13 protein-coding genes are annotated in these 12,664 nt (G+C 55.0%); all 13 read right to left on the reverse strand.

Features of this window, described 5'->3' with window-relative positions; all coding sequences use genetic code 11:
* Positions 1–4 precede the first annotated feature (4 nt).
* Complete coding sequence (locus SHEW_RS03305) at positions 5–856, reverse strand: type II secretion system F family protein (protein ID WP_011864449.1); 852 nt, start codon at positions 854–856, stop codon at positions 5–7.
* Positions 849–2,558: a TadA family conjugal transfer-associated ATPase gene (locus tag SHEW_RS03310; RefSeq protein WP_011864450.1), complete on the reverse strand. Its 1,710-nt coding sequence runs from the start codon at positions 2,556–2,558 to the stop codon at positions 849–851. The genes SHEW_RS03305 and SHEW_RS03310 overlap by 8 nt, the downstream gene beginning before the upstream one ends.
* 9 nt (positions 2,559–2,567) lie before the next feature.
* Entirely contained in the window at positions 2,568–3,878 is a 1,311-nt protein-coding gene (locus SHEW_RS03315; protein ID WP_011864451.1) for a type II and III secretion system protein family protein, read from the reverse strand.
* Positions 3,875–4,771, reverse strand: a complete 897-nt coding sequence (gene cpaB, locus SHEW_RS03320; RefSeq protein ID WP_011864452.1) for a Flp pilus assembly protein CpaB — start codon at positions 4,769–4,771, stop codon at positions 3,875–3,877. Before cpaB ends, SHEW_RS03315 begins: the two co-directional genes overlap by 4 nt.
* Before the next feature lie 14 nt (positions 4,772–4,785).
* Positions 4,786–4,977, reverse strand: coding sequence for a hypothetical protein (locus SHEW_RS03325; protein WP_011864453.1), 192 nt, complete (start codon positions 4,975–4,977; stop codon positions 4,786–4,788).
* A gap of 7 nt (positions 4,978–4,984) precedes the next feature.
* The gene (locus tag SHEW_RS03330; RefSeq protein WP_011864454.1) at positions 4,985–5,656 is read right to left on the reverse strand and encodes a hypothetical protein; all 672 of its coding nucleotides are present in this window, start codon (positions 5,654–5,656) and stop codon (positions 4,985–4,987) included.
* Between the two features lie 4 nt (positions 5,657–5,660).
* A complete protein-coding gene (locus tag SHEW_RS03335) occupies positions 5,661–6,521 on the reverse strand; it encodes a hypothetical protein (RefSeq protein WP_011864455.1) in 861 nt (286 codons plus the stop codon).
* Positions 6,521–7,921, reverse strand: coding sequence for a hypothetical protein (locus SHEW_RS03340; protein WP_223294758.1), 1,401 nt, complete (start codon positions 7,919–7,921; stop codon positions 6,521–6,523). Before SHEW_RS03340 ends, SHEW_RS03335 begins: the two co-directional genes overlap by 1 nt.
* A gap of 32 nt (positions 7,922–7,953) precedes the next feature.
* Entirely contained in the window at positions 7,954–8,262 is a 309-nt protein-coding gene (locus SHEW_RS03345; RefSeq protein ID WP_011864457.1) for a Flp family type IVb pilin, read from the reverse strand.
* Between the two features lie 102 nt (positions 8,263–8,364).
* Positions 8,365–8,640: a Flp family type IVb pilin gene (locus tag SHEW_RS03350; protein ID WP_011864458.1), complete on the reverse strand. Its 276-nt coding sequence runs from the start codon at positions 8,638–8,640 to the stop codon at positions 8,365–8,367.
* Between the two features lie 123 nt (positions 8,641–8,763).
* A complete protein-coding gene (locus tag SHEW_RS03355) occupies positions 8,764–9,384 on the reverse strand; it encodes a helix-turn-helix transcriptional regulator (protein ID WP_011864459.1) in 621 nt (206 codons plus the stop codon).
* Positions 9,385–9,787: 403 nt separating this feature from the next.
* Positions 9,788–11,230 carry a M16 family metallopeptidase gene (locus SHEW_RS03360; RefSeq protein WP_011864460.1) on the reverse strand — a complete coding sequence of 481 codons (1,443 nt, stop codon included), beginning with the start codon at positions 11,228–11,230 and terminating at the stop codon, positions 9,788–9,790.
* Positions 11,227–12,651: a M16 family metallopeptidase gene (locus SHEW_RS03365; protein WP_011864461.1), complete on the reverse strand. Its 1,425-nt coding sequence runs from the start codon at positions 12,649–12,651 to the stop codon at positions 11,227–11,229. The genes SHEW_RS03360 and SHEW_RS03365 overlap by 4 nt, the downstream gene beginning before the upstream one ends.
* Positions 12,652–12,664 lie beyond the last annotated feature (13 nt).

Below are 12,664 nucleotides of genomic sequence, written 5' to 3' on the forward strand. Positions count from 1 at the left end.
TTTCCTATACGTCTATCGCGACGATCTTACGGATCGACAGGTAGCCACTGGTGAGCATGATGATGACCAGGGCAATCAGGGCCCACCCCATAGGCTCGGTGAGAATACGGCCCATGGCGGAGGGCTCCATGTGATAGAGCACCACGCCGATAAAGACGGGCAGCAGTGTCATCACTATCCCTTGCATCTTGCCCTGGGAGGTCAGGGCATCTATCTTGCCTTCCATCTCTATCTTCTTACGCAGGGTGGCGGATAGGCGTTGTAGCACCTCCGCCAGGTTGCCCCCGACCTCGCGGGAGATCTGCATGCCGGCGGTCACTAGCTGAAACTCCTCTTCGGGGATGCGTTTAAACATGTTGTCCAGCGCCGTGTTGAATTCCACCCCCAGGCGCTGCTCGCGCAGGAAGAGCTGAAACTCTTGCTTGATCGGCGCCTCCATCTCTTCGGCCATAAACTCGATGGCGTTGCTGACGTTGGCCCCCGACTGCATCGAAGAGGCGATCATGTTGAGTGCATCGGGCAGCTGGTGGACAAACTTGCGGCGACGGCGCTTATGCAGGAACTGATAGGCGAAGCGCGGTAGCAGCGCCAGTGCGATACTCAATAATATCCCCAGCACCCAGGAGCCGAAGAAGAGCCGCACCAGGAAAGGCACCGCCAACAGGGTCAGCATGTTGATGACAAACAGCTGCCTAGGTTCGATAAACAGGAACATATCGAACAGGTTGGTGCGGGCCGAGCTGGTAAAGGTTTCCTGATAGCGTTTGGCGAAGCGTGTCGACAGATGCTTAAGCGCCCACACCAGTATGGTGACCGAGGCGAACGCCAGCATGGCGGCGATTAACGGACTACTCATAGCGGCTGTCCTTGTCGAAGATATCCAGACGCACGGCGATCCCTTGTTTTCTTAGCTGTTCGTAAAACTCGGGCAGAGTGCCGGTTGCGGTGTAATAGCCCTGTACCTTGCCCTGCTCGTCGAAGCCGGTCTGCTGGAATTTGAAGATCTCCGACAGTTGCACCACAGTGCCTTCGATGCCAGTAACCTCACAGATGCTGGTGACCCGGCGCGAACCGTCACAGAAGCGTGACTGCTGCACTATGATGTTGACCGCCGAGGTGATCTGCTCGCGGATCGCCGTGACAGGTAGATCCATTCCCGCCATCATCACCATCACCTCGAGACGTGAGATGCAGTCTCTTGGCGAGTTGGAGTGGGCCGTGGTGAGCGAACCGTCGTGACCCGTGTTCATCGCCTGCAACATGTCGAGCGCCTCACCGCCACGACACTCACCGATCACCACGCGATCGGGACGCATCCGTAGGCAGTTCTTGACCAGATCGCGGATCTCTATGGCACCCTTGCCCTCTTGGTTAGGGGGACGGGCCTCGAGGGAGACCAGGTTAGGCTGATAGAGCTGAAGTTCGGCGGCATCTTCCACGGTGACGATACGTTCGTTGTCTGGGATGAAGTTAGACAGTACGTTTAGCAGGGTAGTCTTACCCGAGCCTGTCCCCCCGGAGATGACGACGTTGCGCTTCTGCTTCACGGCGATCTCGAGAAACTCCGCCATGGCCTGGCTCATGGAGCCAAAGGCCACCAGATCGTTGCAGCTCAGGCGTCGTTGCATAAATTTACGTATGGTGATGCAGGGCCCCTTGAGTGCCAGCGGGGGGATCACCGCATTCACGCGGGAACCATCCTTGAGGCGGGCATCCACCATGGGGGAGCTCTCGTCGATACGTCGGCCAATGGGGGTCACGATTCGTTCGATGGCGCCGAGTACCGCCTGATCGTCTGAGAAGGCGATATCCGACAGGTAGAGGTTACCCGCCTTCTCATAGAAGATCTGATCATGGCTGTTGACCATGATCTCAGTGACATCCGGGTCGGCAATCAGCCCCTCGAGCGGCCCTAGGCCTATGGTCTCGTCCAAGACCTCTTTGGTCAGCGCCGAGATCTCGATGTCGTCGGGTAACTTGAAGTTGTCGATGATCTGCTTGAGCAGCACCTCACTCTGGGCGCGCAGCTCGGTATCACTCATCTCGTTAACGTTAACCCGGCGCAGATCCATCTGCTTGAGTAGCTCGGTATGCACCTTGCGGCGCCACTCGTTGCGTCTCTGAATCTGGGCGCTCTGCTCCGTCACTATTGGAGGCTGCGCCTCGACAGAGGTTACAGCAGCGGCCACGGGAGCGGCTGGTGCCACGACGGGCGCTGCAGGTGGCGGTGGCGTCTCGGCGGGGGCACTTGCCTGAAATTGCGGATCGCTGCTCTGTACCCTGAGCTGGTAATCGCCCACCTGAATCTTGTCGTTGAGGGTGAGGGGACCGAACTCCTGATGTTTCTCATCGTTCACGCGTACGCCGGTACGGCTCTTGTTGTCGACGATGAAGATCCCCTCCTCATTTTGCCGCAGGGTGGCGTGATGCTTGGAGATCTTAAAGCCCCGAAGGACGATCAGCTGATCGGGATCTTTACCCACACGGCATTCGCGGTGGATACATTGAAACTCGCCGACCTTGGTGCCCTTGGTGGTGCTGACTAAGATGTTAAACATGAGCTGCTCCTAGTCCAAGATATAGAAAGCTTCGAGCTTGGTGGCTTCTTCCGCCATCTCCAGGCCGCGATTGAGTTGAGTGTCATGCTCCTCCTGCCCGGGATAGACCACCACAGGGGTGACGAAGATGACCAACTCTGTCTTGTCGTCTTTAAAGTCGCGGGACTTGAAGAGTTCACCCAGGATGGGGATATCGCCAAGCAGAGGGAACTTGTTGACTATCTTGGACATCTCACTGTTGACCAGGCCAGAGATCACTATGGTCTCGTTGTTCTTCACGTTGATAACCGACTCGGTGCGGCGGGTCAGCATACCTGGCACACCATCGACGGCCACAGAAGGATCGATTGAGCTGACTTCGGCCATGACCCGGCTGACGATGTTTTGTTGCTCGTCTACCACAGGCTCGATGTCCAGCTTGATGCCGTACTCTTTATATTCGACATCCACGGCGCCCAGGCCGCTGACGCTGCGGATAGGGAACTCGCCACCGGCCAGGAAGCTGGCCGACTCGCCGCTGCGGGTGGTCAGGTTGGGCTGGGCCAGTAGGCGGGCATCGCCCTTTTCAGATAGCAATTGGATCTGGCTGCCGATACCCGAGACGATACCCAGCGAGCTCCAGCCACGGGTATCTAAGACGCCTATGTTCTCGGTAATGGATTTGGTGATCGCCTCTGTGTATTGGCCGGGTGAGGCGACGTTGAAGATAGGGTTGGCAGTAAAGCCCTTGGCCACACCATAGGCCGGACCAGCCATGGAGGTTTCCCACTTGATGCCGACGTTGTTGAGGGTCGACTTGTTAAACTCGACTATCTTGACCTGCATCTTCACCATGGGTGACATTGTCTTGGCAAACTTGAGGTATTTCACCAGGGAGACGACGTTAGGATCGCCTTCGAGGATCTTCTCCAGCTGTTCTTTCTGGGCAAGGTCGGCTTCGCCCTGAACTATGATCAGGCCATCGCTCTCTGAGACTGTGAGCGACGGGAAGGCGGCGAGCATCTTCTTGACCATGGTGGTGGTGCGCAGGCTGTTGTCTGGGGTGACGGTGAGGCTGAGCTTGATCAGCTTGCCATCTTTCTGCCATAGCTGCAGGTCGGTATTGCCTGGAGCCTCGCCGATCAGCAAGACGCCCTTGTTATCGACGACCTTGGCGCTGAGCACCTTGCCGTTACCCACGACGATACGCTCGACGTTGGCGGCCTTATAGAGTTCGACTGCACCGACATAGAGCTTCATGGGGCGATTGTTGTGTGCCATGCTGGACGCGGGCAGCAGTAGGCATATCCAAAAAAATGCGATAATTTTCAATGTTTTCATAGTACGGCTTTATCTTTTTGTTGGCTGAGTTGCTCTAGCATCTCTTTGGGAAGCGGGTAGGTTTGGGTACTGGTCTTGATGCCACTGCCACCGGTGATCACCTCAACGGCAAGCTCGTGGTTTTCCTCTTCGCGATTAAACAGCTGGCCTTCATGCATAGAGATAAACTCCAGCGCGCTAGACTCCTTCTGGTTTCTCAGCAGGGTGACGAAATCGCCTTTCTGTTTTGCCAGTGAGACGCGCGCCGCGTCGTTGACCGATAGCGCCAGAGTGACTGTGTTATAGGCGTTGGGGTTGTCGTATAGGGTGTCGACCAACTCGGGGTTGACATCTATGCTGCGTCTGCCTGTGGCCAGCACAGTGACATCCTCCAGTAGCAGCTGGAGTCGTTTTCGCTCGCCATTGCGTCCCTCTTCTTTGAAGGAGAGCAGCAGATCGATATGATCCGAGGGCACCAGCATGCCGGCACTCGAGTTAATCTCATCGATATCTATGGTGACGGCACGTTGGCCCTCTTTAAGAATGTCGGAGAACTGCGCCACGCGCATGCCGGGCAGATAGGTCTCGATCAGCGGGCGACCCGGTGCCATGGGTTGTAGCAGCATCTGCCCGGCAACCTCGCCGAAGCGGCTGGGATGTATGGCGTCCAGAGGCAGGGTATCGGCGCGGATCTGACGTACCGACATGTTGGCCTGGGAGATGATGTCGCCCTTTTTCAGAGGCTGGGTGGCGACGATGACGTCGGCCATGGCAATGTTGTCCTTGGTTAACTCATCTCTGAGTTCCTGCTCTTTGGCTATGAAGTAGTTCTTGGTCGCCCAGGCCGAAATACCACCTAAGATCAAGGCAATAACTAGCAGCACCCAATTGAAGTCAATTGATTTTAATTTCATCGTTAAACCTGAAGTTAGTTGGGGAGTATCGAGAGCGATTTCGTGTAGGCAAACGCCGTATACCACTCGGTGAGGGCATCGGCGCAGAGGTCTAGCACATTGTCATCATTGCTGACGGGGGTGAGCAGGGCGGCGACTAAGGCGCCGCATACCACCAGGTATTCGACGCTGGCCTGGCCCCGACAGCGGGTGTTGCTTAACTGCATGGGTTCATCATCCTTGTTTCACTTGATTGGCAACTATGTAAACTTGCGAATTACGGGTGTCGAAACTGATATCGACGCTGTTGGTTCCCTGGCTCATCTGAAGAGCGGCCTTGCCCGATTGGGTATCGAGTATGGCGGTCTCTTCCACCCAGCCCCGCTGCTGATAGTGGCGGCGGTAGTAGTGATAGTTACTGGCCAGGCTACGAGTGCTGCTCAGCACGATAGTGCGCCCCTGCTTGTAGAGGTCGGTGGAGGCGATATCTGACAGCACGGTCGCGCCGCTGGGCTGGGGGAAGGTGTTGCGTCTAACCCTAGCCAATTCATTTTCTTCCATATTCTTAGTGATGCCGACAAAGGCGGTGACGCCATCTAACTGCTGGCTGATGCGGGCGGTCAGCAGATAAGGGGATTGCAGGCTGTTGATCACCAGGTCGCCGTTAAAGGGGCGGGAGTCGAAGCGTTCGCTATCTTTCTGCCAGGCCTTAGTAAAGAAGGCTGCCAGCTGAGCCTGGCTCTGGGTGTCTTTGACCACCCAGGTCTTCATGGGGTAGCCGTTGTAGCGCATCTCATCGGCGACTATCTCTACCTTGGCGGTGTCGGGAAAATTTACTTCAGGCCAGTCGCTTGCCTGTGTAAGGCCGGTGAAGAGGACGAGAATAAGGGGGAAAAGCGATTTCATGGGGTCAGCCTCCACAGTTCTTGGTGCCATAGGTACATAGGCGGTTGGCGGGCAGCACATCGGGCTCGACGAAACCTAGCTTCAGCGAGTTGGACTTGATCTCCTTGCCGAAGGGGATAATGCCGATGAGGTTCTGGGCGGTGCGGATCACGCCAACGTCCATATAGTTGGTCAGCACCAAGCGTCTTACCCGGTTCTTCACATGGTAGGGGCCGGCGGCGTTCCAGCCTGAGGCGAGCAGGGCGCTTTGACCCTCGACGCTCAGGTTTAGTTGATCGAACGGACTCATTTCGAGGTTTTCCAGATCTGTCTTGACCTGGGTGCGATAGAACTGATCTCTGGGCAGTTTAAAGCCGGTAAAAGAGAGCATGCCGACGGCTCGTTCGACACTTGCGCCATAGGTGCCAGGTGTTCCAGAACCTTGCTGGCTACCGCTAATTCTGGCCAGTTCCTGTTCATCCTTGGCCGACTCCTGCAGGTTCTTTAACAGAAGGCTATTTGTGCCGTCGCGCTTGAGGGGATACTTGAGGAGCGGGTGGACATTATTGTCCCAGCTCCATTGATCCTTTTGGCGGGTTGCTATCTTGCGGCCATCTTGCTGGTAGAAGCGCCAGGGCAGGTATTGCATCTGCTCTTCATCTGAGCGAATGGCCACATAGAGGCCGCTGCGGCTTGGCATTCTGTCGGGGCGACTCTCTTTCCAAACGGTGCGTTCCCAGGCGTTATAGTGCGCGGCCTGATCTGCCCTGTGCTGGGCGCTAGAGACCTTAGCCAGTAAGGGGAAGATGATCAGCAGGGGGACAATCACAAAGCTTAGCCCTACGACACTCTCGACCAACGCCTGGCCCTTTTGTTTCTTGGCCATTAGAGCATCCTCGTTAAGGCCAGCACTGTGCTACGCTCGCCGTTGGTGGAGTCGGTCAGACGGGTCTGCCAGAAAGGGTTATAGAGGTTGCCATATTCGTGGCGGCCATCTCGTCTGGCCCAGGAAGAGGTGATTTGCATCAGATCTCTTGGGCGTGAGTAGTAGGCCTGCGCTGTCGCCAGGGCCGTCATGCGATTGCCGAGCATCTCTTCGTCTTTTGCCGGGTTAAGGCCATCGCCCACCAGTTGCACACTGCTCGAGGTGCCGACATTGTTGCGTTTTTTAGAGACTACAATGGCGATGTTATCTGTCTGACTCTTCTTGTTGGCGCTGCTTGAGAGACCGAAGAAGGGGCGGACACCATTGTAATCGCCGCGAGTTTCCTGGGCGTAACCCGCGTATTGGGATGCAGTACGGTTGATGCGGCGACTGCTGCCCCAGGTTTGGCGATCACCTTCGCGGGGAATATCGGCGCGATCATCCGAGCTGGTCGAGCCCCAGCCGAGCGGGATCTCTCTGTATCCGCGCCAACGGCAACCGGACCAACTACAGCGAAACTTGGAGAGGTGGAAGCTGATGGTATCCATAGAGGTCCAGGATTCAGCCTGCCTATCGTCGTAGGCTATCAGATCGCTACCACCGGTTTTCTGGGTCTTCCAACGTATAGGGAAGACGGTCATCGACCAGATCCCCCCAAGTTTATAGGTTCTGTTTTTACTGAAGGGATCGCGTGACGCCAGAGTCACACCGATGAAATCTCTAAACTGGGTCTCTTTGCTATTGGGGTTGCGGCTATGGCGCTTCTGGAACGATATCCAGGTATCTTTCACATCGACAAACAGTAGTGGATTTTGCGCCAGATCCAGCCTGGCATCGCTATCATTGGCTTTGACCACCTTGCCGGCCGATTCGATGCTAGAGGCCATGCCAGCGTAGTGGATAACCTGTTGTGAGCTGCTCAAGGTCCAGAGAATGGCATCTTCGGCGTAGATCAAGCCTTCAAATACGGGTTGCGCCACCTGGTTGATGGTGCCGACCGCCTTCTCGATACCAGCAAGTACCTGGCCAAGATAAGGTACCCAGCAGAGGGTTGTGCAGGCATTTTGTGCGAATTGGTCTGTCATGTTGAACCAGGAGGAGAGCCCGACCATCTGGGCGATGGCGACTTGATTCGCGACAGATGCACGGTTGGTATAGGCCTTGAAATTGAAATCTCGGGCGGCAAAGGTCGCGACGCTGTAGGCCGTGTTGTCGGCAGTATTCTGCAGCTTGGTCGCGTTGAGATTGACCTTGGTTGTATTAAAACTGTAGAGCACAGACATGAGTGCGAGCGACATCAGCATTAAAGACAATGCCATGGCCTGCCCTCGCTGTTTGGAGCGCATGGTATTTGGTTTCATAGGAGTCTCTTGGCTAGTCGAAAAGGCTGGGGTTAATCTACGCCGCTACTTGAGCCACTACCTGAGCCGGTACCACCACTGGCACTATTCGCCCCTTGGTCATAGTTACCTAGGTTGTAATCCTGGTTGGCAACACCGTTTGCTGCGGTGGCTGCGCCTTGTGCTTGACCTATTTGACCGTTAGCACTCTGCCCTGAGACCTCGGCGGAAAGGCCGGCAACCTGGTTACGCACCGTCTTGCCGAAGAAGCTGTAGACGCCAATTGCCGAGACGGCGATTAAGGCGACTATGATGATATATTCGGTCATGCCCTGACCTTGTATGTGTATCTTTTTCACCATAAGTTCCTTTTATGATTTATGGAAAGGCAAGTGCCTTGGCACTTGCCTTAGTCTTGACCCCAAAACAGTCTTGACCCCAAAACAGGTTTAACGCTTATAGGGTTAGTTAGTACCACCAGCGCTGCTGTTTGCAGCTTGGTCGTATGTACCTAGGTTGTAATCCTGGTTGGCAACACCATTTGCTGCGGTGGCAGCGCCTTGTGCTTGACCAATTTGACCGTCGGCGCTTTGACCTGACATTTCGGCTGACAGACCGGCAACCTGGTTACGGATCGTCTTACCAAAGAAGCTGTATACCCCGATGGCTGACACGGCAATCAGTGCGACAATGATGATATATTCGGTCATACCTTGACCACGTTGCTTTTTCTTTAACATCTCTTTTCTCCTTGAGAATATATAATTAAGACTCGGTTATTTTATCGTCATACCTTAGTGTCTCAATTATCCCTAGGAATAATATTGCCTCGCTGAACCTACCCGTTGTTATTATTTTCCTGCCTATAACTGATTATATTTAACCAGGAGTTGTCCTCGGCTCTTACAATCGGTTTTTTTGTAAATGTTTTGTAAATGCATCTTGATGGTATTTATTGAAACGTTCATTTTATTTGCGGCTTCTGAGTTACTCAGGCCTTTACAGATAAAAGAGAGCACCTCTTTCTCTTTCTTGGTGATCCCTTGAAACAGTGCATGTTGCTCTGAGGCTTTAGCCGGTTTTTGTTGTGTCTGAATATAGTGCGACAGGGCGCTCAGGCTAAAAAACAGGTTGCCCTCGAGTACATTGTCGAGCATTTGCATGATGGCATGTGCAGGGCTGCACGCCTTGGTTGCACCACTAAACCCATGTTTTATCAGGGTTAGCTCATCATCCATCGAGAGGTTTTCGCAGATGGCGATATGTTTGCCTGCCGACAAGAGCTCAGGATCTATCTGACCGAGTTCGCCGTGAACGTCTTTGAGGAAATGAAATAGAATCTTGGGGGCTTTCTGTGGGTTGTGCCAGGCCGCTAGCGGCGTAATGCTGGCATTAACCTTTAAATTGAGTAGCCCAGAAATATTCTTTAACAGCTGAATATTTTTCGGCGACCGGCTTAGGGTAAATAATTCACCATTATACATTTCACGTCCTTATGAGATTTATAATGTACTACTTTGTTACTAATAGGGTTTGTTTATTTTTTTCGAGCGTAAGACTTTATTATGACTAAATTATTAAACGCTCGTTTATTTTTTCATATTCTATATAAGAAGGAATTAATATCAAGAGGCGATAACTTATGACTTATATCCTTTCGGGCAGGCATCAGGCCCCCTGCACTCGTGATCAGGCATAGCTTGTTCGGTGTCTTTGTGTCAGACGACACCTGATGTGGGATGAAGTTGTGGGAGAAGATGTTGGTGAAAAATAAGCAACGCAGAGGCGACAGCTTGCCGCCTCATTTTAGCGCCCTGTCTTTGGCGCACTCTCTTTAACGCCTTATCTTTAGTGCCCTCTCTTTAGCGCCTGATCATTGGAATGAGGTTAGTCTACCGAGGTGACCTTGAGCTGCCACTCGGGTAACTTCTCTTCGAGATCCGGCCTGATACGTGCTAGATCGCCGCGGATGACAATTACGGGCTCTTGGCCAAAGTGCGCTTGTGCCAAGGCTTGCAGCTCCTCTGGGGTTAACGTTTGCCAGCGTTTGAGTCGCGCTGCCATAGCGTCGCTGCCTGCTTGGCGTGCAATGGCCTGACTGTAATCTTCGATGCGATGGCCTGGATCGTCCTGGCGCAGGGCGATCTGGCTAAACTGCGAGGTCTTCAGCGCGGCGAGCTCGGCCTCTGAAGGCGGGGCTTCTGCCGCTAGTTTTAGGTGATCTAAGATGCCACGAATAAAGGCGCCAGTATGTTGCTGTTGGGTGGCGCCGTAGTATTTGAGGATTCGCGCCATAGGATTGTTGAAGCAGCGGCCATAGATGCCATAGGTAAGACCCCGTTGCTCCCTGAGATCGAAGTAGAGGCGCCCGGAGAAGCTACGCCCGAGCCAGCGACTGAGGGCTTCGCAGGCAAACGCCGAATCCTCTTGGTCAGCTAGTCCCATAGGCAGGTGATAGCCGATCCGCACCTGAGTCTGTACCGTGCCCGGCGCATCGATAACAAATAGCTGCTTGCCATAGGGGCTAAAGGTATCGACGAAGCGCTCTTCCTGCCTCTGCTGAGCACCTAGCTGGCTCAGACTCGCGGTAAGCTGCTCCCTTAAGCTGTCATCCACCTGAGGGACGCCCTCCAATAACAGATGCCATTGGCTCTGGGCTTTAGTTTGCGCGAGCAGGGCCAGTAGTTGAGGCTTATCCAGGCTTTGCTGTAGCTCCCTGTTATTCAGGGCCTTATTGTAGGGATGAGCGCTGCCGAGGATCTTATCGGCCCAGACCTCTTCTATCTCGCTGCCATTAAAGGCTCTGATATGTTTATCCAGGGCCAGCTGGCGTTTGAGTCTAGACAGTTCCAGCTCGCCGTAGGCGTCTGACGACCAGCTCTGGGCTAAGATGTCGACCGCCTGCGCCAGTGCTGAGGCCGGGCATTTTAGGCTGAGCCTGAGACCATGGATGCTGGGATGTATGGTCAGTCCTTCGATACAGGGTAGGTCGCGCTGGTTGGCCAGCTTGACGCTAAGCTGGGTGAGCGCCGTATGCAAAATATCGAGATTCTCATAGGGGGCATCCGGGCTCACGGCCAGTAGGTGTATGCCCACCAACTTGGAGGGCGTGCCGGGGAGTAGATGCAGGCTTAGCTCGTCTGACAGCGAGATAACCTCAGGCGGCGCCAAAGGCGTAAACTCTTTTTTCGCCAGCGTCGGCGCATTGGTCGGCGCGGTAAAACTTGGCACCTTAGGTGTTTCAACCTGGGTGAAGCTTAAGCGGGTCTGCTGGCAGCCACCACTCCAGAGGCAGCCAATGAGGATGAGGAGTAAGCTTATGGGTCTCATAGCACCTTCTCCTCCAGTGAATCGGAAAGGCCTTCGGGCAGCCACTCTAATATCGCCTTGCCCCAACGAATATACCAGGGCGGCAACAGGTCGAGTCGAACATACCCTTGGCTCAGATAGTACTGGGTGACCCGTTTGATATCCTCTTGAGTTACCGCCGCAATGCGCTCCCAGGGGGCGGTGAGGGGATGCTCTCTATCCCTTTGTTGGCTGGCGCTGAGCAGATTGGCCAGGCTGACATCATTGTCCAGCTTGCTCAGCTGGGTGAGTAGCCAACGGCGTTTAAGTTGATCGAGCTCGAGCGGCGTTACCCCCTGGCTTGCCAGAGTATCCACCATGCCAGTGATGCGCTGGCTGAGATCGTCGAGGGAGACCTTGGCTCTGGGCACCAGGATCAGGTTCATCACGCCAAGATGCTCCATGGAGAGGGGGACTGAGTAATGCAGCAGGGTGTCGGGCGCCTTGAGGTTCATCTGCTCCAGCATACTGGTGCGGTTTTGCAGCAGATAATCTTCGACCAGGGTGATGGCGGCGGCATCCGGATGCAGGGCGCCCACCGTGTGCCAGGCCAACATCAGACCAGGCCAGGGGCCGCGACTATCGACTATCTCGCCTCGCACCGGCTGGCGCTCGACGGCTAGCGGCGAGAAGTGTGCCAGGGGACGCTTGGGTTTCTGCCAGCTCCCGAAGTACTGCTCCACCCAGCTAAAGGTTTGTGACGGCAAGTCGCCGACGATGGCCAGTTGCATGGCATCGGGGCGGTAGAAGTCATGGTGAAACCGATTCAGGCTGGCGGGCGTGGCCGCCGACACATCGTCAACAGAGCCGATCACCGCATGGCCATAGGGGCTGCCCTTTACCTGATTGAGCAGAAAGGTCATGGCCGGGCGGATGTAGGGCTGATTGTCTATGGTGGTGGCCATCTCCTCGAGTACCGTCTGCTGTTGATTACGCACCGTTTCGTCGCTGAGCTGGGGGCGGATGAAGCGGTCGGATTCGAGCCAGAGCGCCAGCTCTAACGCCTGACTGGGGAGGTTGACATAGTAGTTGGTAGCATCGAAGAAGGTGCTGGCGTTGAAATAGCCGCTGTTGGCGCTCATGGTCTGGCCATAGCTGTCGCCCGGGGCATTTTCGCTGCCCTTGAACAGCATATGCTCGAACAGGTGAGCGTAGCCCGACTCACCCTCGAGTTCGTTGCGCGAGCCCACCGCAAACTGGCTGGAGAGGGCGACGCTCTGCTTGTTGGGCAGCACCAGCAGATATAGGCTCATGCCGTTATCCAGTTCGTGCCGGCTCAGTTGCTGCTCCAGCTGGTAGAGGGGCGCGGCCAGCGTCTCCAAGCTGGGCTCGCTGGCCATGGCGCTCACGCCTATGAGGCTGAGCAGGCAGGCGAGCAGGGAATGGCGTGTCGGGCTTGGCATCTTATTGTATTTT

Origin of the sequence: Shewanella loihica PV-4 (assembly GCF_000016065.1) — a bacterium.
Taxonomy (GTDB): Bacteria; Pseudomonadota; Gammaproteobacteria; order Enterobacterales; family Shewanellaceae; genus Shewanella; species Shewanella loihica.

Coding starts and splice junctions, on each gene's coding strand:
- SHEW_RS03305 (WP_011864449.1), bottom strand. CDS start 856: ATGAGTAGTCCGTTAATCGCCGCCATGCTGGCGTTCGCCTCGGTCACC.
- SHEW_RS03310 (WP_011864450.1), bottom strand. CDS start 2,558: ATGTTTAACATCTTAGTCAGCACCACCAAGGGCACCAAGGTCGGCGAG.
- SHEW_RS03315 (WP_011864451.1), bottom strand. CDS start 3,878: ATGAAAACATTGAAAATTATCGCATTTTTTTGGATATGCCTACTGCTG.
- cpaB (WP_011864452.1), bottom strand. CDS start 4,771: ATGAAATTAAAATCAATTGACTTCAATTGGGTGCTGCTAGTTATTGCC.
- SHEW_RS03325 (WP_011864453.1), bottom strand. CDS start 4,977: ATGCAGTTAAGCAACACCCGCTGTCGGGGCCAGGCCAGCGTCGAATAC.
- SHEW_RS03330 (WP_011864454.1), bottom strand. CDS start 5,656: ATGAAATCGCTTTTCCCCCTTATTCTCGTCCTCTTCACCGGCCTTACA.
- SHEW_RS03335 (WP_011864455.1), bottom strand. CDS start 6,521: ATGGCCAAGAAACAAAAGGGCCAGGCGTTGGTCGAGAGTGTCGTAGGG.
- SHEW_RS03340 (WP_223294758.1), bottom strand. CDS start 7,921: ATGAAACCAAATACCATGCGCTCCAAACAGCGAGGGCAGGCCATGGCA.
- SHEW_RS03345 (WP_011864457.1), bottom strand. CDS start 8,262: ATGGTGAAAAAGATACACATACAAGGTCAGGGCATGACCGAATATATC.
- SHEW_RS03350 (WP_011864458.1), bottom strand. CDS start 8,640: ATGTTAAAGAAAAAGCAACGTGGTCAAGGTATGACCGAATATATCATC.
- SHEW_RS03355 (WP_011864459.1), bottom strand. CDS start 9,384: ATGTATAATGGTGAATTATTTACCCTAAGCCGGTCGCCGAAAAATATT.
- SHEW_RS03360 (WP_011864460.1), bottom strand. CDS start 11,230: ATGAGACCCATAAGCTTACTCCTCATCCTCATTGGCTGCCTCTGGAGT.
- SHEW_RS03365 (WP_011864461.1), bottom strand. CDS start 12,651: ATGCCAAGCCCGACACGCCATTCCCTGCTCGCCTGCCTGCTCAGCCTC.